This is a genomic window from Denitrobaculum tricleocarpae (assembly GCF_007004665.1).
Classification (GTDB): Bacteria; Pseudomonadota; Alphaproteobacteria; order Kiloniellales; family Kiloniellaceae; genus Denitrobaculum; species Denitrobaculum tricleocarpae.
Map to the genome: position 1 here is coordinate 16,706 of NZ_ML660059.1, position 22,395 is coordinate 39,100.

Consider the following 22,395-nt stretch of genomic DNA (forward strand, 5'->3'; position numbering starts at 1 on the left):
ACTTGGGATTCATGCATTAGTTGTATTAACCCATGAGCTGAAATACTGCGCATTTCACAGATGGGAACTAGATGCAACGGCATGGCTTACAAGTGGGTTGCTGCAGGAGTTGGCTGACTGTCGCCGAGCTACCCGGAAGAGCGAGCTTTGATCAAACTTCATGAGATGACAGTCGCAGATCTGTTGTCACTGCATACGCAGATCGGCGAGGAATTCAGGTTACGCGGTATTAGCCGCAGCGCAAACGCCCTGACGGGCGACCTGGCAGAGTACTTGTTCTGCAACGCCTTTGACTGGGAACAAGCAGCAAACTCCGCAAAGGGCTACGACGCCATAGGAAAAGATCAAACCCGTTACCAGATCAAAGGCCGACGGGTACACCGACGCAACAAGTCGCGCCAGCTTTCCGCCATAAGGGAGATAGAGGCCGGACACTTCGACGTTCTGGCTGGCGTCTTATTCGACGATGACTTCAAAGTGCGCTGCGCAGCCCTGATTCCCCGAGCCATCGTCCAGGGTCATTCCAAGTACAACCGCCATACCAACAGCAACAGATTCATGTTGAGTGACAACATTTGGTCTCTGAACGGCGTGCAAGACGTTACCAATCGCATTCGCGCACTGCTCGACGAGGGATAGTCGGTACACGCCAGCCTCGTCGAGGACGCATCCCACCGCATCCAAAGCATTATCTGCAGAACCTGCAAAACGTTCCAACGGCACCCGCCGTTGCTGCGACATTTCACCCTCTGGCTGTTGCATTGGGTTCCGCCTACACTCAGGCTTTACTGATCTCCGGTCCGCCTGGGGATGCCCCTGATGGCGGTCCTGAGACAAACTTGCGTGCGGTAGGTTGATATGAGTTCTGTGCTTCTTGCGGCGGTCCGCTGTGACCATGGCGATGTCGATGCCCTCTTGAATGAGGTCGGTCAAACACTCTGCGGACAGGGAAAGCGCGTCCAGGGCGCACTGCAGACCCGAGGCCTCGATAACGGAGAATGTCACTGTGCGGACATGGATCTGCAGATCATCGGCTCCGACCGCAGCTACCGGATCTCGCAGTCCCTGGGGCCGCAATCCCGCGGATGCCGGTTGAATTCCGGCGCGCTGGCGGAATGCGCCGCCTATCTGGAGCAGAATCTCTCTTCCGACGTCGATCTTTTGATCCTGAACCGCTTCGGTCGGGGCGAGAGTGAAGGCAAGGGCTTCCGCGATCTGATCGGCGCGGCGATTGCATCCGATGTGCCGGTCTTGACGGCATTGCGCCCGGCCTATGTCGAGGCCTGGGCTGCGTTCGGTGCGGAGATGGCCTGCGAACTGCCGACCGAGCGGAGCGCCGTGCTCGACTGGTTTCAGGACGTTCAGGACGCACGCGCCTGCGCTTGACAACACAGGGGAAGACAGCCGCAGACTTTATGCCCCGGCGGAACCGGAGCGATAGCGGTCACTACAACGTCATGCGCTCACTTTCAATATCTCCAGCGTAGTCTCCTCGGTCTTCAATCGATAGGACCAGCGCAGTTCCCTGCCTGAGGCAAGCCTCAGAATGGCCAGGTCGGCCTTGTCCTCCGGATCTTCCTGAACTGTGAAGGATAGGATCTTCTCACCTGTCAATTCATGCCGTGCCGCGAGGTCGGTCACAGGATACCTAAAATGTTCATCTCCGAGGGCAGGGTCGAAGGGCACCTGCCCGGGCTCGGGGAATTCACCGGTTTCCTCAAGTTCCCACCACTCGGGATCGTCGTTCCAGGACAGACGGCAGATGCCTTTGCCGGTTTTGACAAAGACCACGCAGAAGGCATCGACCAGTTCCTCGCCGAGCCAGAACTCCGTTGCGACAAGGCCTTGAAGCTGCTCCCCGGCGCAGCAATCCGCGGTGGACTTGGGGTTTTCACGCCTGATTTCTCTCGCGTCCTTGACCGGAATCTCAGGCCGGAGTTTCAGAAACGCCGCAATGTAATCCAGAACCCGCAATTGTAATCACCTGACCGTCACGTCGTGGCACCCGGAACAGACAATCAATGCCGTCTCGCACCGCGTCGTGTGGGAAAAATACCCGTGACTCGAATGAGTCGGTGCAATCCTACTCTCGGACTGGCCGCTTGCCGAGCCTTTCCGGCAGTGGCATCGTATAATCCAGGGTCCGTTGAGTTTCAGGTTGCCGTCAGGGTGAAATTGCCGAAGGCCAACTGGCGCAGACATGAGTCTGATCTACCTATTGAATATGGTCTGACCACAGGATTGAAAACGGGTCCGGCCTCGCGCAGGCGGCGCCGTCGGACAAAGGAAGAGAGAAGCAGCAATGACAAGCCCTCACCCTTCGGTCATCCGCATCTGTCTGGTCATCCGCAGCTGCGCGCTGGTGTTTTTCATGGCGGGCGTGGTCTTCATGGCGGACGCGGGCACTGCCGCCCAGGCGCAGGTACAGGTGATCTTTCAGGAAAGCGCGCCCAAGGACCGCTTTGAGATTCGCAACAGCGGGGGCTGTGCGCTCGGCGCCATGACCTTCACCCTGGACCTGGCCGGGTCCTCGGGCGGCCTCATCTTCGACACTTCGGCCGAGGGGCCGGGGGTGGAAGTCTATCAGCCCTTCGAACTGCTTGAAGGCGCGGGGCGGGTTCTTCAGCTGCCCGTGGTGCGCGACGGCGGCCGTTCGATCGAACTGGCCATGAGCGGTCTGGCGCCGCGCGAGATCGTCTCCTTCACCATCGACGTCGACGACACTCTGACAAGCAACCCCCAGGGCCAGACCAGGGTGGCCGGATCGGAGATCATGGGTGCGCGGGCCGCCATAGTTCTTGAAAGCGACAACGCCGTGCTGCCCCCGGTCACGGCGCGTTTCGAGAGCGATGCGATGGCCGAACTGCCGGTCTCGAATTGCGTCTCGTGACCAGCCGGCGACGCGCGGAGCAGGTCGGCAGGCGGCATTGAGAGCCGGCACTTTCGAAACCGGAAGTGCTGATCGCACCGCAGCGGGAAGCGGAGAGCTTGTTCGGAGATTGGGCGGCGCACCGCTTTGATGGGATCATTGACTGCGCGCTGATAAAAGAGAGGGCAGAAGAGTCTTCTTAACGAATTCCCCCTAGATTTGAAGGGAGTATCATCGCACAGGCTGTCTGCACGTGGTTTTCCGTTGCTTTTTCAGCGTCTTGAAGTTTGACCGACCTTCCCCCGTTCTCGCCGTCGCACTTGCCATCACGGGCCTGGGGCTCGCCGGGGTCGGCGCGGCAAGCCCGGGCAAAACAGCTTCGGCCACCCCCGACCCGGTTCAGGCTAACCCCAAAACCTCGGTGAGCTCGCGCCAGATCTCTATCGCGGAGGCGGCCTTCGTCGTCACCCTGGACAACGACCCCGGCACCAGGAAGCCCTACAGCTATCAGTCGAACCAGGTTCCCTTCCTGCCCGGGCAGAGCTGCTACGGCTGGCGGCTTCGTCTGTCGGACGCGGGCAAGGTGGTCAGCTTCAGGGAAATTCTGACCCTGCCCTCAGATCCTGCCTACTGGCCCCATGCGCCAAGCGAGTTCGATACGACAGCAAGATTTACAGACCGCACCACGACGATTACCGAACGCTATGTCGCACCGGAGGAAGGCTGGATCGGCAACGGCTGGTGCGTTCTGGAGGGCGATCCCAAAGGCGCCTACTCGGTGGAGGTCTCCATCAACGGAGTCTTCGCGCAGCGCTTCGACTTCGAGGTGGGTGATCCGCCTGCTTCGCAAGAGCCTTAAACCAGCTCCCGTGGACCGCCGGGTGTATCCCGGACCAACCATCGGAAGCCGGTCATTTCTCACTCAAATGATGAACCGGACACTCTCGGCGGCCGGACGCGGTATCTTTCGCGTTGTCACAGCCTGACCGGTGTCGGCGCGTTCATCGCCTGGGCGGGACTCAGTCATGGTCTGAACCGGGGCCTTCAGATACCAGATCCCGCCTTAATAGAGATAAGGCGCAGAGACGAAGATTCTGCGCAGGGGTGAGACGCGAAAGACTTCTTCATCCTCGGTCTCCGTGGCGGCGAGGCAGCGCGTGTCTTCGAGCGGCAATCCCCCCGGCGATGAAGTTCCCAACCTCTCGAACCGAACAAGAACTCGCGCGCCGAATTACCGTTTAAACAAAATAACTCCAAGTAACTAATGTTTAAACATTATAATACGTTTTATTTTCTTTAACACTGTTTTCGTATGCTGCATTTCCACTTGGGCAAAGACTTGTTCATTCAGCAGGCACGCGAGCCTCCGGGCCTGCTCTGTCTTCTCGAAGTTACGGAGGGAAATCGGGTGAGTTTGTATGGAAACGCGTCGCTTACAGGCACGGAAACGACCTTTGAGCGCGACGAAATCATTGTTTCGAAAACGGATGTCACGGGAAAGCTCATCTACGGGAACCGCTTGTTCTTCAAGATGGCCGAACTCAGCGAGAAAGAGTGTATCGGACAGCAGCACAATATCGTGCGGCACCCCGAAATGCCGCGAACTGTATTCGACCTGCTTTGGGAGACGATCAAGAGCGGAAAAGAGATCTTCGCCTATGTGAACAATAGATCCAAGACCGGGAACAACTATTGGGTCTATGCCCATGTTACGCCCAGTTTCGATAGAGACGGGACAATCACCGGCTATCACTCCAACCGCCGCAAGCCCGAACGAAAGATCGTCGATGAACGCATCATTCCGCTATATCGGGATCTGCTGAAAACCGAACAGGCGGCCGCGAGCCCGAAACAGGCTCTCCGGGACGGCCGCAAAGTCATTCAAGACATCCTGAGCGACAGCAGAATGGGCTTTAACCAGCTCATGTTTTCCCTGGGAGGAGGATGATGGCCTGGTCAAACACTGCGGATGAGATCAAGAGGTCCCGCGAACTTCTGGCGCGCGTTGCGGCCGGCGATTTCGAAGTGCGCCTGACCGGCATCAAGGCGACCGGTGAGCTGGGAGAACTGCTTTATACGATCAACGATCTGATCGACCGCTGCGACGCCTACGTGCGCGAGTCGGCGGCCTGCATGAGCCACGTCAGCCAGAATATGTACTTCCGCAAGATCGAAACCACGGGGATGCAGGGCACTTTTCAGCATTCCGCGCAACTCTGCAACGCCGCCCTCGAGTCCATGGAACACAAGGTCGCGGATTTTGGTGCGATCGCGGACAATTTCGAGCAGTCCATCGCCGGAGTGGTCGAAACGGTCTCCAGCGCGGCCACCGAGTTGAGCAGTTCGTCCGAATCTCTTTTGAGCGCCGCGGAAGGCACCAGCCAACGGGCCACGACGGTCGCCGCCGCGGCCGAGGAAGCTTCGGTCAACGTCCAGACCGTGGCGTCAGCCTCCAGCCAACTCTCTTCCGCGAGCGGGGAGATCGGCACAGAGGTTTCCGCCGCCTCGACCCTGGCCAACCAGGCCGCGGAAATATCCAGCGCCGCCGCCGGACAGGTCAATGCGCTCAAGGACGCCGCCGCGCAGATCACCGCAGCGGTGAATCTGATCAACGACATCGCGGCGCAGACCAATCTGCTGGCGCTGAACGCGACGATCGAAGCGGCCCGTGCCGGCGAGGCCGGAAAGGGCTTCGCCGTGGTCGCGGGAGAGGTCAAGAACCTGGCACAGCAAACCGCCAGCGCAACGGAAGAGATCGGCCGTTACGTCCAGAACATCCAGGATGCGACCAACAGCACCGTCGGCTCGATCACCGATGTTTCAGCAAAGGTGACGGAGATCAACGAAGCCAACGCCTCGATCTCTTCCGCTGTCAACGAGCAAGCCAAGGCAACGGTCGAAATAGCCAACAACATCGAGCAGGCCGCGGCAGGCACGAAGGATATTACCGCGAACATCACCAGCGTCACCGAATCGGCTCAGGAGACAAGTAATTCGTCGAACGACGTGAATAGCGCCGCGAGTGAACTTTCGAAGCAGGCGGAAATGCTGCGCAGCGAGGTCGATCAGTTTCTGATTTCAGCGCGAAAGGTCGTGTAGGCCCGGTTTCGCGTGAGGGGTGGCAGGACGGGCGGCGATGGCAAGACGGGCGGCGGTCGCAAGACGGGCGCCGCCCTCATCCTCTGAAGTTATGTCCCGGTCATGGAACGGAAGCCCGATAGAGGCTCCGCGGGACGTCCCCTTGCGCTGAGACGGCCCGCGGTTTGCGCCCCGGACTTCGCGAGCTACCTCAGCGGATAATCTCCGCGGTCGGACGCGGTGTCGTCGCCGTTTCCGCAGGCAGCACCGGCACCGTCACCTCAGGCAGAGTTCCGGTCAGGCTGTCCAGGAAAGCCACGAGAGAGTCCGCCTCGGCGTCGCTCAGCTCTTCACCCAATTGGGACTCGGCCATGATCTGGACCGCGACCTTCAGGTCCCAGACCTTGCCGGAATGGAAGTAGGGTGCGGTCACGGAGACGTTACGCAGAGGCGAGGCACGGAAGACATACTCGTCGTCCACGGTCTCGGTGACGGCAAAGCGGCCTTTGTCGTCCGGCGGCAGAACCTCGGCGCCCGGCTTCTCGATCAGGCCGAAGGGGTAGTAGCCGTGGCCGCCGACGTTGACGCCGCTGTGACAGGCCACGCAGCCCTTGTCGACGAAGAGCTGGAGACCCTCCTGCGCCTCGGCACTGAGGGCATCGTCGTTGCCGTTCAGGAAAGCGTCGAAGGGCGCGGGGGTAATCAGCGTCGCCTGGTAGGCTTCCAACGCCTTGGCCATATTGTCGAAGGTCACCGGCGCGGATTCTTCGGGAAAGGCGGCGGTGAACCATTCGCCGTATTGCGGCATGCTGTTCAGGGTCTCGATCACGGTCTCGGGCGTGTTCGCCATCTCGACCCCGGCCTGGATCGGCCCCTTGGCCTGGGCCTTCAGATCCTCGGCCCGGCCGTCCCAGAACTGGGCCTCGTTGAGCACCGCATTGAGAACCGTCGGCGAGTTGCGCGGGCCCTTCTGCCAGCCGTGACCGATCGAGGTTTCGAGATTGTCGTCCCCGCCCGTTGTCAGGTTATGACAGGAGTAGCAACTGAATACCCCGGACGCCGAAAGCCGGGGATCGAAGAAAAGCGCTTTCCCCAGATCAATTTTTTCCGGGGTGATGGGATTGTCTTTGACGCTGGGGATGGTCGAAGGCAAGGGCTCGAAATATTCCCTGGCCATATCCCGCAGGTCGTTGGCGGCTGCCATGCCGGCCAGACTTGTGGCCAGACTTGTAGAGAGTAAAAGGGTCGTTATCGGGTGTTTCATCCAATCCTCCTTTTATGAATGGAAGAAACCCTGTCATTTCAACGGGAAAAAACTTTGAGTTATATCAATTCTAAACTGCGGCATGACGCCGCAATGTAGATTTTGCCCTTCGAATCGGCAGAAGTGCCCGTCTCCATCAGGATCAAGAACGCGCGGTGTTGCCCGATCCGGCACGACGGAGGAAGCAGCGGCAGCCCCCTCTCAAGGTCGTCCCTTGCCATTAAAATTTCACCCATGAGAAAGCACTGTGGCTTTATAATGGGAGCGGTGTTGCGTCCCGCCTGCGTCATCGCACCGCAAACACGCTGTCAAAGGCGGGGAAATCTGCTTAGCTTAAGAACCGTAATTTGTTTAAGGGCCCTCTGGTTTGGACACGTCTCCTTCCGCAAAATCGAAAAAGACCCCGGCTGAACTCTCCCAGGCCGGTGATTCCCCGACAAACACTTCTCAGACAGATCTCGAACTCTGGCCCATCGGCAACTGCCAGGTCAGCGGGCTCATCGATACGCGCGGCGGTCTGGTCTGGGGTTCCGTACCCCGGGTAGACGGTGATCCGGTCTTTTGTGCCTTGCTGCGGGGCGAGGAAGCCAGGGACGATCAGGGGGTCTGGCGCCTGGAGCTGGAAAATCAGATCAGCGCGACACAACGCTACCTGCGCAACACGCCGATCCTCGTCACCCGCCTGGAAGACGAGCGCGGCGGCGCGGTCGAGATCATCGACTTTTGCCCGCGCTTCGAGAGCTCCGGCAGGATGTACCGCCCAGTGGCCTATATCCGCATCGTCAAAGTGATCACGGGCGCGCCCCGGCTCTGTGTACGCCTGGCTCCGATGAAGAACTACGGAACCGAAGCGGCGGCCCACACCAATGGCAGCAACCACATCCGCTACCTGGCCGGCGGACAGGTCCTGCGCCTGACCACCAATGCCTCGGTCGGCTATGTTCTGGAGCAACGGCCCTTTCGCGTGGAAAAGACGCTGCACTTTTTCCTCGGTCCCGACGAGCCCTTTCTGGGCAAGGTCGGACGGGAAGTCGACTCCATGCTGGAGCAAACGGTTTCCTATTGGCGCGAGTGGGTCCGTGGGCTGGCCACCCCGCTGGAGTGGCAGGACGCGGTGATCCGCGCCGCCATCACCCTGAAGCTCTGTCAGCACGAAGAAACCGGCGCGATTGTCGCCGCCCTGACCACCTCGATCCCGGAGGCGGCAAGTTCCGAGCGGAACTGGGATTACCGCTATTGCTGGATCCGCGATGCCTATTACACCGTCCAGGCGCTGAACCGCCTGGGCGCACTCGACGTTCTGGAAAAGTATCTCAGTTATCTGCGCAACCTGGTCGATGACGCGAAGGTCGGCCAGATCCAGCCACTCTACTCGGTCAGCGGCAAGCGCGAACTGGAGGAACGTATCGTCGAGGGGCTGCAGGGATACCGGGGCATGGGCCCGGTGCGGGCGGGCAACGCAGCCTATACGCAGGTTCAGCACGATGTTTACGGACAGATCATCCTGCCGAACATCCAGGCCTTTTTCGACCGCCGCTTTCTGAGGATGGCCGATGTCAGCGATTTCGAAAAACTTGAGAGCGTGGGCGAGGCCGCGTGGGAAAGCCACAGCGAACCTGATGCCGGTCTCTGGGAACTCAGAACCCGTTCGGCAGTTCATACTTACAGTGTGGTGATGAGCTGGGCAGCGTGCGACCGGCTCGGAAATGCCGCGGCCCTGTTGGGCCTGGACGACCGGGAAGCGATCTGGACCGAGCGGGCGCATGCGATCAGAGCCAAGATCGAAGCCCAGGCCTGGTCGGAAGAAGGCGGGCACTATGCGGCGACCTTCGGCGGCCGGGAGCTGGATGCCAGCCTGCTGCAACTGGTGGACTTGCGCTACATCAGTGCGGAGGACTCGCGCTTTCTGGCAACCTTGGAAGCGGTCGAAAAAAGCCTGAGACGCGGAGAACATATGTTGCGCTACGATACGGAGGACGATTTCGGACAACCGGAGACGGCCTTCAATATCTGCACCTTCTGGCTGATCGAGGCCCTGCATTATGCCGACCGGAATGAAGAGGCACGCGAGCTTTTCGAGACTATGCTGGAACACCGCACCCAATCCGGCCTTCTCTCGGAGGACATGGATTTTGTAACAGGTGAGCTCTGGGGGAACTTTCCCCAAACTTACTCTCTGGTCGGGATCATCAACTGCGCCGTTCTGTTATCCGAACCCTGGAGCACCGTCCGATGAGCCGGCTGATTGTCATTTCCAACCGCGTCAGCGTCCCTGACAAGAAAAAGAAGGACGGGGCGCAGGGCGGGCTCGCCGTGGCTCTGGGGGCGGCACTGAAAGAACACCGCGGGATCTGGTTCGGCTGGTCCGGTAAGGAGACCGAGGTCTTTACCGGAGACCTCAACATGCAGAGGACCGACGGCATCACCACGGCCACGATCGACCTGGAACCCCAGGACATCGACGAATACTACAACGGGTACGCAAACCGGACGCTCTGGCCGCTGTTTCATTTCCGTATCGATCTGGCGGAGTACGAGCGGCAGTTCGGCAGCGGATACGAACGCGTGAACGAGCGCTTTGCGACCAGCGTCGCGCCATTGATCGAGCCGGACGACCTGGTTTGGGTGCACGATTATCACCTGCTGCCACTCGGTAAGATGCTGCGCGACCGGGGGATCAAAAACCGCATCGGCTTCTTTCTGCATATCCCCTGGCCGCCGACCCGTCTGCTGGTCTCCCTGCCGTTCCACGAGCGCCTGGTCCTGACCATGCTGGAATACGACATCATCGGTTTTCAGACCCGGGAGTGGCTGGAGTCCTTCTGTCATTACGTAGAGAAGGAACTCGGGGGCACTGTCGATGCGGATGGCGTGATCCGCTTCGAAGACCGGGTCGTGAAGGCCCAGGCCTTTCCGATCGGCATCGACTACGAAGAGTTTTCCCGCGCGGCCGTCGGAGACACCGCACGTTCGGCCTACGAGCGCCTGGTGCAAAGCGCGGAAGGCAAGAAAGTACTTATCGGCGTCGACCGCTTGGATTACTCCAAGGGCCTGCCGGACCGCTTTGAGGCCTACGACCGCTTTTTGACGCAAAACGCCGAAAGCGCGAAGGATGTGGTTCTGCTGCAGATCGCGCCGCCGTCCCGTGAGGCCGTCGTCACCTATCAGGAGATCCGTGAGACCCTGGAAGGCTTGACCGGAAGCATCAACGGCGCCCACGCCGACATCGACTGGGTGCCGATCCGCTACGTGAACCGCGGCTATCCCCGTGCGGAACTTGCGGGCTTCTACCGCGCGTCCCGGATTGCGCTGGTCACGCCGCTGCGCGATGGGATGAACCTGGTCGCCAAGGAATATGTGGCCGCCCAGGACCCCGAAGATCCGGGAGTCCTGATCCTCTCCCGCTTCGCAGGAGCCGCCTTACAGCTGACCGATGCGCTGATGGTCAATCCGCACAGCGGCGACGAGGTCAGTGAAGCGATCCGCACAGCGCTTGCCATGCCGAAGGAAGAGCGGATCCGGCGCTGGCAGGGCATGATCGAGACCGTAAAGAACGAAGATGTGAAGAAATGGCAGAAAGACTTTGTCGCTGCCCTGAAGGGGTCTTGAGGCGTACGGCCTGAGAAAGGCTCCGGTCTAAGTCTTATGGCTGCATCAACTTCACAAGCAGGATAGATCGCCGCCGGCGATTGCACCTCAACCTGATCTGATCCGCGTCGAATCAGGTTGCAAACGCCCGGAGCCAGTCGTGGACGTCAGCGACCGCCGGAAGCCGTGCCGTCGCCTTGGTCTCGCGCGCGTCCCCCACCAGGATACCGAGCCCGCCTTGCGCCGACACAACTTCAAAGCCGTGCTCGTCCGTAACGTCATCGCCAAGGAAGACGGGCGTCGACCCCTCGAAAGAGGGTTGCGTCATGAACCACGCGACGGCACGGCCCTTGTCAAAGCCATCAGGCATGAATTCGACAACCATCTTTCCGCGCTGCGACGCGAGCTGGTGGGTTTCTGTCAACCTCTCTGCGAACGCGGCGACGGCGGCTTCCAGGCCGGGTGCCGCCCGATAGTGCAGAGCGAACCCCAGCCGCTTCTGCTCGATCATCAGTCCCGGGTTCTGCTCCATAAAAACCTGCGCAGCCGCTTGCGCCCCGGGCGGGATGGATTGCGCCAGCACCTCGATTGCGTCTTGCCCTGCCGAACGCAGCTCTCCGCCATGAGACCCGGCAACCGCGATCGGCAAACGGCCCATGTGCCGGTCGATATCGGCAACCGTGCGGCCGCTCACAAGGGCGACACGACCGTCCAGCCGGTCCGACAGGCGTAACAGCAGATCGGCAAGACGATGGTCCGGCCGGATCTCATTGGGGTGCCCGGCCAGCTCGACCAGCGTTCCGTCGAAGTCCAGGAAAAGTGCAGCCTTCTGAAATGCAGCCAGCGCCGGGGGAGCCGGCATAAGAGGCTTGGAGCCTTCGGTCGGATCGATGGTCACGGATTCGCTCTACTTCGCCGGTTTAATGCAGCTCGAATCCGTCACAATATTGATCGTGCAGAGAAGGTCAACGACCTCCGCCATGACGCAAGGCCCCGCTGTCCAAGCGATGAACTCATAAGGTGCGTGCGTCACGACATGAGAGACGGTGGGGACTGGAAAGACCGCCTCACCCCGCTTCGGCTCTGTCTCCCTCGCGGGAGGACAGGCCCTTCGCCTCATCCGACAAAAGCAACTGGGCGGCCTGGTCGGCTGCGTCGCGGAAGGGCTGCAGGATCAGGTCGGCGCCACCGGCCGCGAAACGGTCTGCGTCAGAACCGCGATGGGCGGCGATGGCCACACGCCCGGTGAAGCCCGCGCTCCGCAAGGCATCGACCAAGGCGAGCCGTGCATCCTCGTGAGTCACGCCGGTCTGGTGCTCGGGAATACCGGAGACCACCCACTTCACGCCGGCAAGCGGCAGGCTCGCGACCAATTCCGGATCGGTGGCGTCGCCGTAGGCGATATCCAGTCCCTCCTGTTGCCATTCACGAACCACCGCAGGGTTGAAGTCGACGCCAAGCACCGAACAGTCATGCTGCAAGAGACGCTCTGTGATCGCACTGCCGTAACGGCCGAGACCGAAGAGGATAATGTCATAGCGTTTTTCCACGTGATCCGACTGACCGACCACTTCGCGGGATGTGTTGCGGCGTTCGAAGGGTCCCAAAAAGGGTTCGAGCCAGGCATAGAGATGGTGGGAATAGGTGATCATGTAGGTGGAGAGCGAGATCGTGATCAGGCCGACCAGCGTGACCAGCCCGAGAGTCTCTGCGCCGATATGGCCGAGCGAGACACCGACCGCCGCGAAAATCAGGGAGAATTCACTGATCTGAGCGACCGTCAGTCCGGCCAGAAACCCGGTACGCTTGCGGTAACCCATCGCCCCCATGATCACCAGGACGATCAGCGGATTGCCGATCAGAACGAAGAGCGAGAGAGTGAGCGCCGCGGGAATCTGCTGTCCCAGGAGCGAGAGATCGAGACTGGCGCCGAGCGCGATAAAAAAGAACAGCAGAAGGAAGTCGCGCAGCGGTGCCAGGCGCGCCGCCATGGCCTCGCGGAACTGCGTCGAGGCCAGCGAGACACCGGCAAGCAGCCCGCCCAGTTCCTTACTGAAGCCGAGATAGTCGCCGGTCGCCGCCAGCAGGGCCGCCCAGCCGATGGCGAAACACATCAGCAGCTCGGGGGCCCGGGCCAGCCGCTCGACAAGGCGGTCGGCGATGAACCGGATGAAGACGGCGACCGCCAGAAGCATGAGCAAGCCGTAACCGAACACCAGCGCGATGTCCGCAAGCGCCGACCCCTCGCTCTGCGCCCCGGCGCCGATGCCCGACATCACCAGCATGGCCAGCACGACGACCAGATCCTGCACGATCAGAAAACCGAGGGCGACCCGTCCGTGAAGAGAATCGATCTCGCGCTTATCGGACAGCAGCTTGACGATGATAATGGTGCTGGAGAAGGTCAATGCGACGGCCACATAGAGGCTCGTCACCATATCCAAGCCCAGCGCCAGGCCGAGCATGAAGCCGATGATCGAGGTAAAGGCGACCTGCCCCAGACCGGTGGTCAGGGCGACCGGTCCCAGTGTCCGCACCAGTTTGACGTCAAGCTTCAGCCCGACCAGGAAGAGCAGAACCGCGATTCCCAGTTCGGCCAGCAAGTTGATCTGTGCGTCGGAGCGGGCGATATCGAGGAGCGAGGGACCCGCCAGGATGCCCACCGCGATGAAGCTGACGATCAGCGGCTGCCTGAGCAGCACGCCGACCAGGCCAACGGCGGCCGCCAGGACCAGGAGAGCCGCAACTTCGTAAAAGACCGAAACAGAAACGATTTCCAGCATTAATGACCACGCCAGCGTGCCGGCGCTCCCTTTCTTTTCACTGCCGGCGACGCGCCGCCGGATTCATCACGTGGGCCGGCCATCCGAATCCGCAACCACTTCTCGACTTCGAGAACAAAAAACAGAGCGACACCCACCGCGATGATTTCCACGCCGTGAATGAAATCCACGGGCCGGGTGTCGAAAAAAGCCGCCATAAAGGGCGCATAGGTAAAAACGAGCTGCAGGGAAACCACCGCCGCCACCGCGACCAGGACCGCGCGGGTGCCCAGGATCCCTCTCAGAGTCAGGGACGGTGCACGCAGATAGCGCACACTGAAAAGATAGAAAACCTCCATGACCACGAGCGTGTTGACGGCATAGGTGCGCGCCTCTTCAAGGCTGGCGCCATGGCTGCGCGTCCAGGAGAAAATGCCGAAAATGCCGGCGACAAAAAGTGCCGAGACGAACAGAATGCGCCAGATGAGAAATGCCGACAGCATCGGCGCGCCAGCGGGGCGCGGCGGGCGTTTCATGACGTCGGCTTCGGTCGGCTCGAAGGCCAGGGCGATCGCCAGCCCGACGGAACTGACCATATTGACCCAGAGAATCTGCAAGGGTGTGATCGGCAGGGTGTAGCCGAGCAGAATGGCCATGATGATCGCGAAGGACTCGCCCCCGTTCACGGGCAGCAGGAAGACGATCGCCTTTTTGAGATTGTCGTAGACCGTGCGGCCCTCGCGCACGGCGGCGGCGATGGAGGCGAAGTTGTCGTCCGCGAGAACCATCTCGGCGGCCTCCTTCGCGGCCTCGGTGCCGTTGCCGCCCATGGCAACCCCGACATCCGCGCGCTTAAGTGCCGGGGCATCGTTCACCCCGTCTCCGGTCATGGCGACGACGTGCTTGCCTGCCTGCAGGGCCTGGACCAGGCGCAACTTGTGTTCGGGGCTGGTGCGCGCAAAGACGTCGACTTCAGAGGCGCGGGTCATCAGCTCCGCATCGGTGAGGCCATCGAGATCGGGGCCGGTCAGGACATCGCGCGGGTTGGCAAGCCCGAGTTGCCCGGCAATGGCCCGCGCCGTGCCGCCGTGATCGCCGGTGATCATCTTGATCCGGATGCCCGCGGCCTGACATTCGGCGACCGCCGCAATGGCTTCTTCGCGCGGCGGATCGATCAGGCCGAGCAGTCCAAGCAGAGTGAGATCGCTGTCGACATCGTCGAAGGTGAGGGTCCGCTGATCCTGCGCCGCCGGTTTGAAAGCCAGGGCGAGCACACGCTGCCCTTGCGCGGCCGCATCCTCGATGCGCTTCAGCCAGCCGTCCCGGTCCAGGGGCTCGTCGATGAACTGCTCGCCGTCGGCGCCGCGCTGCCGGCTGCACATCTCGAGCACACGTTCGGGGGCTCCCTTCAGATAGATAAAGCCTTCACCGCTATGGCCGTGATGCAGGCTGGCCATAAAGCGGTGTTCGGAATCGAAGGGAATGATATCGGTCCGAGGAAAGGACTTGCTCTCGAAAACCGGGTCCAGGCCGGCCTTCAGGCCAAGGGTCAGCAAGGCCCCCTCCATGGGATCGCCTTCAACCCTCCACTGGCCGTCGATCTCACGCAGAGCGGAATCGTTGCAGAGCACAGCGGCGCGGATGACCTCCGAGAGGAGGGTCCGGTGGTCAGGCAGAATTTCATTGCCGTCCAGACTGAAGCCGCCCCGGGGTTCGTAGCCGACCCCGCCGACATCGAAAACATGGGCCGCCGTGGCGATCGAACGCACCGTCATCTCGTTGCGGGTCAGCGTCCCGGTTTTATCGGAGCAGATAATGGAGACCGAGCCGAGGGTTTCGACGGCGGGCAAGCGGCGGATAATGGCGTTTCGCGCCACCATGCGCTGAACGCCGATCGCCAGGGTGACCGTCAGGATCGCAGGCAGTCCCTCGGGGATGGCAGCCACGGCAAGACCGACCACCACCATGAACATCTCGACGGGCGCGAAGTCGCGCAGCGTGACCCCGAACGCGAAAACGAAGCCCGCCAGCACCAGGATCGCAAGCGTCAGCCAGCGGGCGAAGATGTCCATCTGGCGCAGGAGCGGCGTCGAAAGCTGCCGGACCTCGGTCAGCAGTCCGCTGATGCGGCCGATCTCCGTATGAACGGCGGTTTCGACGACAACACCCATGCCCTGTCCCGCCGCCACCAGCGTCCCCGCATAAGCCATGGACGTTCGATCGCCGAGCGGCGCGTCAGCGGGCACGGGATCACGCGACTTGTCGACCGGGATCGACTCACCGGTTAAGGCCGCTTCTTGAAGCCTCAAGCCCTTGACGTTCGTCAGCCGGATATCCGCCGGCACCTTGTCGCCGGGCTCCAGAATGACGAGATCGCCGGGCACGAGGTCCTCCGCCGGCACCGACATTCTCGGTGCGTTCCGCAGAACCGTGGCATGCGGCGAGAGCATCTGCCGGATCGCCTGCAGTGCCCTCTCCGCCTTGCCCTCCTGCAGAAAGCCGATGGTGGCGTTGACGAAGGCGACCGCGAAGATAACGGCGGTATCGATCCAGTGACCCAGCGCGGCGGTCAGAGCCGCTGCCCCCATAAGGACGTAAATCAGAAGATTGTTGAAGTGGGCCAGAAACCGGACGACGCCGCTGCGGCCCTTCTGTGCCGGCAGGCGATTGGGACCATGTTCCGCCAGCCGCGCCAGAGCTTCACGGTCATCCAGACCCGAGGCTTGAACAGCACGTTCCGTCATGGCCGCATCGGCCGTCATGGCGTGCCAGTTTCGTTTCTTTTCCTGAGGGGCCGCCTGTTTGGCTGACAGGCGCCTGCGTTCAATAGCTGCCATAGCATCGCACCCTTGCGAGTTTGCGATTTGAGTGTCGGCTCGCGCGCCGGCCCCCGGTTATGTCAGCTCGATCAGTCTTTTTGTTCTGGCGATGGCTGCATCACGTGCGCATCCACGAACGCTTCAAGGTCCTTGGCGGCCACGCGGAATTCCCGGCCGAACCTCGCAGCCCGCAGTTCGCCATCATGAACCCAGCTCCGAACGGTCGCTTCGCTGACCTTCAGAAGCTCGGCGATTTCATGAATCGTGAAAAACGGTCTGCTTAGCATTTCTAAGCGCCTTTGGTTTCAATCTGACACCATTGAAGATGTCTGAAGTCTGTTGAAGCAGCATTGACCTAAATCAATGCCATTAAGTGCGGTTCAATGCAAGCTGGTATGATTGGATCCACATAAGGGAGTGAGCCGGCCATGGCTGAAATGATGCGCGCAGCCCTCTTCGTTGAACCGGGTAGAATTGTCCTGGACGACAAAGTCATCCCCGACGTCGGGCCGGGCGACGCCCTGCTCCGGATCACCACCACCACCATCTGCGGAACCGATGTCCACATTCTCAAGGGCGAGTATCCCGTCGCCCAAGGCCTTACGGTCGGCCACGAGCCGGTCGGCGTGATCGAAAAGCTGGGCCGGAATGTGGAGGGCTACAGGGAAGGACAGCGCGTGATCGCGGGCGCGATCTGCCCAAGCGGATACTCCAATGCCTGCCTGGACGGTCTCTGTGCCCAGGACGGCCAGAGCGGCGCCCACGGCCTGAAGCCTCTGGGCGGCTGGCGTTTCGGCAACACGATCGACGGGTCGCAGGCCGAGTATCTGCTGGTGCCCGATGCCATGGCGAACCTGGCGCCGGTCCCAGACGGACTGAGCGACGAGGAGGTTCTGATGTGCCCGGACATTATGTCGACCGGGTTTGCCGGGGCGGAATCCGGCAACATCAAGATCGGCGACACGGTGGCCGTCTTCGCCCAGGGACCGATCGGCCTCTGCGCCACCGCCGGCGCCAAACTGCGCGGTGCCACCACGATCATCGCGGTCGAAGCGGTGCCGGAGCGCATCGAAATGGCAAAGCAAGTGGGCGCCGATGTCGTCGTCGACTTCAACAAGACGGATCCGGTCGAGGAGATCCTGCGCCTCACCAAGGGACGCGGTGTCGATGTGGCGATCGAAGCCCTGGGGCTGCAGTCGACCTTTCAGCAATGCCTCCAGGTTTTGAAGCCGGGCGGCACCCTCTCCAGCCTCGGGGTTTACTCTGAGGATCTCACGATCCCTCTCTCGGGATTTCACGCCGGGCTGGGCGACCACAAGATCGTCACCTCGCTCTGCCCCGGCGGCAAGGAGCGGATGCGCCGGCTGATGAACGCGATCGCGTCGGGACGGGTCGACCTCAAGCCGATGATCACCCATCGCTACAGCCTGGACCAGATCGAAGAGGCCTATCTGCTCTTCGCGAACCAGCAGGACGGCGTGCTGAAGATCGCCATCACACCCTGACCGCACGCCCCGCGGAGACAAAGCCCGCGTCCCCTAAAGCAGGAAGCAATCAGGATTGGAGCGAACGAGATGAAAAAAATCGTGATGGCGACAGATCTCTCGGCGCGCTCCGACCGCGCCCTGGACCGGGCCGTCATGCTCGCGTGCGATCACGGCGCGGAACTGACGGTCGTTCATGTGATCGACGAAGGCCTGCCGGCCTCCTTCGCCGACGCCCAGAGAGATACGGCCATGGGCATCATCCGGGAGCAGATTCACAGAATTCTCCTGGACAGCGGACTGAACATTGCGATCGAAATCGTTTTCGGCCGCGCCTACGTGGATATCCTCGAGGTTTCAGAAAGGCTCGAGGCGGACTTGCTTGTGCTGGGCGTGCACAGGGAAGATGCCTTTAAGGACATGTTCCGCGGCACCACGGCCGAGCGTGTCATCCGTGCCGGCAACACCCCGATCCTTCTGGTGAAGGACCGCGTGAACGCAGCCTATGACAAGATTATCGTGGGCGTGGACTTTTCGGTCTACTCCCGGCGCGCCATCGAGTTCGCGGTGCAGTTCTCGCCCGAGAGCGCGTTTCATCTGGTGCATGCCTACGACATTCCCTTCAAGGGTTTTTTATACGGCCCCGACACAGGGCGGGAAGTCACCAAGCAGCACCAGATCGAATTCGAAGCGATGATCGACCAGGAGATGGCGACGTTCGTGGCAAGCCTGGACTCCAAGGCGCCGACCCTTCACTACGCCATGCAGGAAGGCACGGTGCGCGAGGTTATCGACCGGGAGGTTCAGCGGCTCAAGCCGGGGTTGCTGGTCATTGGCACCCACGGCCGCACGGGCGTTGCCCATGCCCTCCTGGGCAGTGTCGCCGAGGATCTGCTGCGGACCCCGCCCTGCGACGTCCTGGCTGTAAAAGCCTGGTGAGGACATCCGGTCCGCAATCGGCCGCCCGCAATCGGCCGCTCCGGCGATGACGGCTCACCCCGCACTGAAAGCAATGACCCGAAAGGAAGAGAGATGGTTAAAAGACTTCTTGTTGGTGTCGCAGGCACCCCGGCGATGGCGGCGAAAATCAAACACACGATCGATCTGGCGAAACTGCACGATGCGGAAATCTCTATCCTCTCGGTGGTTGACGTGGCACGGCTGTCGGCACTCGGCCCGGTTCCGCTCGGCGCCGGAAAGTACGCGCAGGACCTGCGCGAAGGGCGTATCGCCAAGAGCCACAAACTGGACGAAAACGCGATTGCGGGCTTTGAAGCCGCCTGTGGCGAAGCGGGCATTCCGGTCCAGGTGATCCGGCAGGAAGAGGACCCCATGGAAGCGGTGACCTCGACCTGGCGCTATCACGATCTGTGCATCCTCGGCGCGCGCGGATGGTTTGACCACGGTGTGGTCGCCGACCCGCAGAATGCCCTTTTGAAACTGATCACCGGCGGCGTGCGGCCTGTCTTTGCCGTGACCAATGAGATCCGGCCCATGCGAAAGGCCCTGATCGCCTACAACGGCTCACTGGAATCCGCCAAAACCATGAAGCAGTTCGTTCAGATGGGCCTCTGGCCGGACATTGAACTGCACATCGTTTGCGCCGGGAAATCCAAGAGCGGCGAGGAACCCGCAGTTCTGCTGGAGCAGGCCGCCGCCTATTGCCGCGCCTACGGTCACGCGCCGGTGGTGGACCATATCGAAGGGGCGGCTCAGGACGTGCTGCTCAGCTATGCGAAAGCCATGGAAGCGGATATCATCGTGATGGGCAGCAGCTACCGCAAAATGCTGCTACAGAAGCGCTTCGGCAAGAATGCGCTCGGCATGATCAAGGCCTCGGAAATTCCGCTGTTCCTCTCACACTGAACTGACGAAGCCAAGTTACCGGGTTAGGTTGAGAATCCACATTTATGAGGTCTCATCCTGGAGGGAGCCCCTTCGCGGTTTCGCCAATACGCGTGAGTCGGCTTGAGATTGTATAGCTGGATCAGATTCTCAAGCGCGAGAGATCGCCGCTAGAGCAGATCCGGTTTAGATGGAATCGCCTTCGGCGATCCGTCGTACCGGTGAATCTGCTCTTATTATATGATGTAGAGTGGGTTCACATGTTTTAGCGAACCCATCCAACCTTGACCTGATCTGGGAGACGTTATCAGGCTGTCGTGGTGCAGTTAATCACCTAGCTCTCAAGTGGAAAATATACTAGAGTACATACAGCGTTAAGTTGTTTGTGATCAAATAGACACGAACAATTTCGAGTTGTATTGGTCAGGAGTATCCGCTTTGAGTTCTTTGGAAGTCGTTGAAAATGACATGCCGCCCATCTCCTCTACTCAAGTTAATCAAGAGTATCAGCAGGCATCGCGCCAGTTCTCTGAAATGGGAGCCGAGGATTTCATCCAAGGAGTTGCCTCGAATGCAATAAAACCGAGCGTCGGCGCCCACCTGTTTTTAGGCTCGGTTCTAGCAGGGCCGGGTAGTAACAAAGCCAACAATACAACGGGCTTTCGTTTTCTCGCCATGGCCTTTGCAGAATCAAGCCACATTGATGGGGTCGCTGGCTGTATTCGATCTGCGTTTGGGGCTCTGGCGAGCAATCCTGTAGATCGCGATGAAGCAGAACTTGCATTCAACGAACACCTGCAGAAGTGCAACGCATCGGAGCAGGTGTTCCACCGCTTCTCCGCTCTGTTGCACGGGAGTCTGCACAACAAGGTCTTTGCTGTCGGGTTTAACAAGACCGGAACGACTTCAGTTTTGATGGCGCTTGCGGAGCTGGGAATTCTAACCGCGCCGCAGCAGGAAGCGGAACGCATGTTCAGAGACTGGGCGGCGCGCCGCTTTGACAGGATCATCGACTTTGCCAGCCGCTACGAGGCCTTTCAGGACATTCCTTTTTCCCTGCCCTACACATACCAGGCCCTGGACCAGGCTTTTCCCGACGCACGGTTCGTTTTAACGGTCCGGACCTCCCCGGACGAGTGGTACGACTCGCTTCTGAGGTTCTGTAAACAAGTCTTTCATAAAGGGGGCGAACCCAATTGGCCTGAAACGGCCGCCTGCGGGTACAACTATCCCGGCTTCGTGAACGAGGTCGCGCACCTGTTTTGGCGCTGGAATGATTTCGGGTTGTATGATCGCAACCGCGCTCTCGCGCTCTACCAGACGCATAATCTTCAAGTGCAAGAGTACTTTTCTTCGCGGCCGGAGAAACTTCTGACGATTAATGTCGCGGACACAGATTCCTACAAGGCACTGTGCGGTTTTATCGGTCGAGAACCGAGGCGCGAAGTGTTCGAGAAATTGAACGCAAGCCAGTAGCCTCGAACATAGCCACCTTCATAGATCTCACCGGTTACTTGCGCTTGAGCGCCGGGCCGGGCACATCCGTGCTGCGTCCCATGGATCCTGCTTGACCGGGCCTCGCGATCTTGCGCCTGACCCCAGCCTGCGCCACCGCAAGCCAGGTGCCCGGTACGGCGGAAGAACTGTCTCAGCAATCGGAAACATTCCGCAGTCAGGGTCACCGCTTGCCTCATTGAAGCTTTTAAACTCCGCTCCCAGCTTCACCCACTCTTGCAGTTGCTATTTATCTTGTATACAAAATATACGTATGCAAGATAAATGATGAAAAAGGAAAACGCAGTGGAGCAGATCGAAGACTGCATCAGCTTCCTGATCGGAAAAGCGGGACAGCAGGTCACCCGCCGCGCGCGGGAACTCCTGGCGCCGCACGGGGTCACGCCGGTGCAGTATGCGGTGCTGAAGATCCTGGCCGAGGACGACGGGATCAGCGGGTCGGACCTGGGATCACGCATGAAACTGGACAGCGCCAGCATTACCGGCGTGGTCGACCGCATGGAGAGTCTCGGTCTGGTCGAGCGCCTGTCAGATGCCGAAGACCGCCGGGTGCAACGGATTTACGCCACCGGAAAGGGCTGCTCGCTGCAGGGGCCGCTCGATGCCGCGATGGACCGTCTCAACGCGGAAGCCGCCGCCGTCCTGGGCGGCGAGGCTGCCGGCCTGCCCCGGCACCTCAGGCTCCTGGGCGAGAGGAAAAACTGGATGCACCTTATCTGAGGCCGGACCTATGTTTGACACCAAGATTGCCATCGTCGTGCGCGAGGACCTTGCGGTCTGGCAGAAACTGAACGTCACCGCCTTCCTGACCAGCGGGGTGCTGGGTGCCGACCAGAGTCTGCTGGGCGAAGCCTATCGGGATGCCGATGGCCAAACCTACAGCCCGTTGATCATCCAGCCGGTGATCGTGCTCTCCACGGACGGGCCCGGCCTGACCAAAATCCACAACCGCGCGCTCAATCGCGGCGCCAGGCTATCGCTCTATATCGAAGAAATGTTCGCAACCGGCCATGACGCCGCGAACCGGGCCGCTGTCCGCGCAGTCAAGACCGAAGACCTCAAGATCGTCGGCCTGGCCCTGCGCGAGGAGCGCAAGCTGGTCGACAAAGTCACCAAGGGCGCAAAGATGCATGCCTGAAGTGAGCCTGCGATTTTCACCCGCGAGGGCGCC

The 22,395-nt window shown here is 60.6% G+C and carries 20 protein-coding genes; 14 read left to right on the forward strand and 6 right to left on the reverse strand.

The window, feature by feature from the left end; all coding sequences use genetic code 11:
- Positions 1–147: 147 nt before the first annotated feature.
- Positions 148–639 carry a hypothetical protein gene (locus FKG95_RS20875; RefSeq protein ID WP_142898366.1) on the forward strand — a complete coding sequence of 164 codons (492 nt, stop codon included), beginning with the start codon at positions 148–150 and terminating at the stop codon, positions 637–639.
- 219 nt (positions 640–858) lie between these two features.
- Positions 859–1,386: a DUF2478 domain-containing protein gene (locus tag FKG95_RS20880; protein WP_142898367.1), complete on the forward strand. Its 528-nt coding sequence runs from the start codon at positions 859–861 to the stop codon at positions 1,384–1,386.
- A 69-nt stretch (positions 1,387–1,455) separates the two neighbouring features.
- Here the strand turns inward: FKG95_RS20880 and FKG95_RS20885 are convergent, their stop codons facing one another.
- Positions 1,456–1,974 (reverse strand): hypothetical protein, encoded by a 519-nt coding sequence (locus FKG95_RS20885; protein ID WP_142898368.1) that lies wholly within the window; start codon positions 1,972–1,974, stop codon positions 1,456–1,458.
- Between the two features lie 328 nt (positions 1,975–2,302).
- Here FKG95_RS20885 and FKG95_RS20890 point away from each other — a divergent pair, with 328 nt between their 5' ends.
- The 4 genes from FKG95_RS20890 (at position 2,303) to FKG95_RS20905 (ending at position 5,968) form a co-directional block, all read left to right on the forward strand.
- Positions 2,303–2,890, forward strand: coding sequence for a hypothetical protein (locus FKG95_RS20890; RefSeq protein ID WP_142898369.1), 588 nt, complete (start codon positions 2,303–2,305; stop codon positions 2,888–2,890).
- A 259-nt stretch (positions 2,891–3,149) separates the two neighbouring features.
- Positions 3,150–3,728, forward strand: a complete 579-nt coding sequence (locus FKG95_RS20895; RefSeq protein WP_142898370.1) for a hypothetical protein — start codon at positions 3,150–3,152, stop codon at positions 3,726–3,728.
- Positions 3,729–4,277: 549 nt separating this feature from the next.
- On the forward strand, positions 4,278–4,817 hold the full coding sequence (locus tag FKG95_RS20900) for a PAS domain-containing protein (RefSeq protein WP_246116843.1): 540 nt from the start codon (positions 4,278–4,280) through the stop codon (positions 4,815–4,817).
- Positions 4,817–5,968, forward strand: a complete 1,152-nt coding sequence (locus tag FKG95_RS20905) for a methyl-accepting chemotaxis protein (protein WP_179954201.1) — start codon at positions 4,817–4,819, stop codon at positions 5,966–5,968. Before FKG95_RS20900 ends, FKG95_RS20905 begins: the two co-directional genes overlap by 1 nt.
- Before the next feature lie 190 nt (positions 5,969–6,158).
- On the opposite strand, the gene FKG95_RS20910 is transcribed toward FKG95_RS20905, so the two are convergent.
- On the reverse strand, positions 6,159–7,211 hold the full coding sequence (locus tag FKG95_RS20910) for a cytochrome-c peroxidase (protein WP_142898373.1): 1,053 nt from the start codon (positions 7,209–7,211) through the stop codon (positions 6,159–6,161).
- A 367-nt stretch (positions 7,212–7,578) separates the two neighbouring features.
- On the opposite strand from FKG95_RS20910, the gene FKG95_RS20915 reads away from it, so the two are divergent.
- Entirely contained in the window at positions 7,579–9,447 is a 1,869-nt protein-coding gene (locus FKG95_RS20915) for a glycoside hydrolase family 15 protein (RefSeq protein ID WP_142898374.1), read from the forward strand.
- The gene (otsA, locus tag FKG95_RS20920) at positions 9,444–10,820 is read left to right on the forward strand and encodes an alpha,alpha-trehalose-phosphate synthase (UDP-forming) (protein ID WP_142898375.1); all 1,377 of its coding nucleotides are present in this window, start codon (positions 9,444–9,446) and stop codon (positions 10,818–10,820) included. Before FKG95_RS20915 ends, otsA begins: the two co-directional genes overlap by 4 nt.
- A gap of 112 nt (positions 10,821–10,932) precedes the next feature.
- On the opposite strand, the gene otsB is transcribed toward otsA, so the two are convergent.
- The 4 genes from otsB to FKG95_RS20940 form a co-directional block, all read right to left on the reverse strand.
- Positions 10,933–11,697, reverse strand: coding sequence for a trehalose-phosphatase (gene otsB / locus FKG95_RS20925; protein WP_142898376.1), 765 nt, complete (start codon positions 11,695–11,697; stop codon positions 10,933–10,935).
- Positions 11,698–11,866: 169 nt separating this feature from the next.
- Entirely contained in the window at positions 11,867–13,582 is a 1,716-nt protein-coding gene (locus FKG95_RS20930) for a cation:proton antiporter (protein ID WP_142898377.1), read from the reverse strand.
- Complete coding sequence (locus tag FKG95_RS20935; RefSeq protein ID WP_218940306.1) at positions 13,582–16,398, reverse strand: cation-transporting P-type ATPase; 2,817 nt, start codon at positions 16,396–16,398, stop codon at positions 13,582–13,584. The genes FKG95_RS20930 and FKG95_RS20935 overlap by 1 nt, the downstream gene beginning before the upstream one ends.
- A gap of 71 nt (positions 16,399–16,469) precedes the next feature.
- On the reverse strand, positions 16,470–16,667 hold the full coding sequence (locus FKG95_RS20940) for a helix-turn-helix domain-containing protein (RefSeq protein WP_142898378.1): 198 nt from the start codon (positions 16,665–16,667) through the stop codon (positions 16,470–16,472).
- A 141-nt stretch (positions 16,668–16,808) separates the two neighbouring features.
- Here FKG95_RS20940 and FKG95_RS20945 point away from each other — a divergent pair, with 141 nt between their 5' ends.
- From FKG95_RS20945 to FKG95_RS20970, 6 genes are all read left to right on the forward strand, one after another.
- Positions 16,809–17,885: an NAD(P)-dependent alcohol dehydrogenase gene (locus FKG95_RS20945; RefSeq protein ID WP_142898379.1), complete on the forward strand. Its 1,077-nt coding sequence runs from the start codon at positions 16,809–16,811 to the stop codon at positions 17,883–17,885.
- A gap of 69 nt (positions 17,886–17,954) precedes the next feature.
- Entirely contained in the window at positions 17,955–18,803 is an 849-nt protein-coding gene (locus tag FKG95_RS20950; protein WP_142898380.1) for a universal stress protein, read from the forward strand.
- A 93-nt stretch (positions 18,804–18,896) separates the two neighbouring features.
- Entirely contained in the window at positions 18,897–19,730 is an 834-nt protein-coding gene (locus tag FKG95_RS20955; RefSeq protein ID WP_142898381.1) for a universal stress protein, read from the forward strand.
- A gap of 417 nt (positions 19,731–20,147) precedes the next feature.
- On the forward strand, positions 20,148–21,185 hold the full coding sequence (locus FKG95_RS20960) for a sulfotransferase (RefSeq protein ID WP_142898382.1): 1,038 nt from the start codon (positions 20,148–20,150) through the stop codon (positions 21,183–21,185).
- A gap of 303 nt (positions 21,186–21,488) precedes the next feature.
- Positions 21,489–21,944, forward strand: coding sequence for a MarR family winged helix-turn-helix transcriptional regulator (locus FKG95_RS20965; protein ID WP_218940307.1), 456 nt, complete (start codon positions 21,489–21,491; stop codon positions 21,942–21,944).
- A gap of 10 nt (positions 21,945–21,954) precedes the next feature.
- Positions 21,955–22,362 (forward strand): DUF2000 family protein, encoded by a 408-nt coding sequence (locus tag FKG95_RS20970; RefSeq protein ID WP_142898383.1) that lies wholly within the window; start codon positions 21,955–21,957, stop codon positions 22,360–22,362.
- Positions 22,363–22,395: the final 33 nt, after the last annotated feature.

What these genes read in the sequence shown, in the direction of transcription:
- FKG95_RS20930 (WP_142898377.1), bottom strand. Translation starts at nt 13,582, where the DNA reads ATGCTGGAAATCGTTTCTGTTTCGGTCTTTTACGAAGTTGCGGCTCTC.
- FKG95_RS20950 (WP_142898380.1), top strand. Translation starts at nt 17,955, where the DNA reads ATGAAAAAAATCGTGATGGCGACAGATCTCTCGGCGCGCTCCGACCGC.
- FKG95_RS20970 (WP_142898383.1), top strand. Translation starts at nt 21,955, where the DNA reads ATGTTTGACACCAAGATTGCCATCGTCGTGCGCGAGGACCTTGCGGTC.
- FKG95_RS20945 (WP_142898379.1), top strand. Translation starts at nt 16,809, where the DNA reads ATGGCTGAAATGATGCGCGCAGCCCTCTTCGTTGAACCGGGTAGAATT.
- FKG95_RS20890 (WP_142898369.1), top strand. Translation starts at nt 2,303, where the DNA reads ATGACAAGCCCTCACCCTTCGGTCATCCGCATCTGTCTGGTCATCCGC.
- FKG95_RS20955 (WP_142898381.1), top strand. Translation starts at nt 18,897, where the DNA reads ATGGTTAAAAGACTTCTTGTTGGTGTCGCAGGCACCCCGGCGATGGCG.
- FKG95_RS20905 (WP_179954201.1), top strand. Translation starts at nt 4,817, where the DNA reads ATGGCCTGGTCAAACACTGCGGATGAGATCAAGAGGTCCCGCGAACTT.
- FKG95_RS20910 (WP_142898373.1), bottom strand. Translation starts at nt 7,211, where the DNA reads ATGAAACACCCGATAACGACCCTTTTACTCTCTACAAGTCTGGCCACA.
- otsA (WP_142898375.1), top strand. Translation starts at nt 9,444, where the DNA reads ATGAGCCGGCTGATTGTCATTTCCAACCGCGTCAGCGTCCCTGACAAG.
- FKG95_RS20880 (WP_142898367.1), top strand. Translation starts at nt 859, where the DNA reads ATGAGTTCTGTGCTTCTTGCGGCGGTCCGCTGTGACCATGGCGATGTC.
- FKG95_RS20935 (WP_218940306.1), bottom strand. Translation starts at nt 16,398, where the DNA reads ATGGCAGCTATTGAACGCAGGCGCCTGTCAGCCAAACAGGCGGCCCCT.
- FKG95_RS20965 (WP_218940307.1), top strand. Translation starts at nt 21,489, where the DNA reads ATGATGAAAAAGGAAAACGCAGTGGAGCAGATCGAAGACTGCATCAGC.
- FKG95_RS20940 (WP_142898378.1), bottom strand. Translation starts at nt 16,667, where the DNA reads ATGCTAAGCAGACCGTTTTTCACGATTCATGAAATCGCCGAGCTTCTG.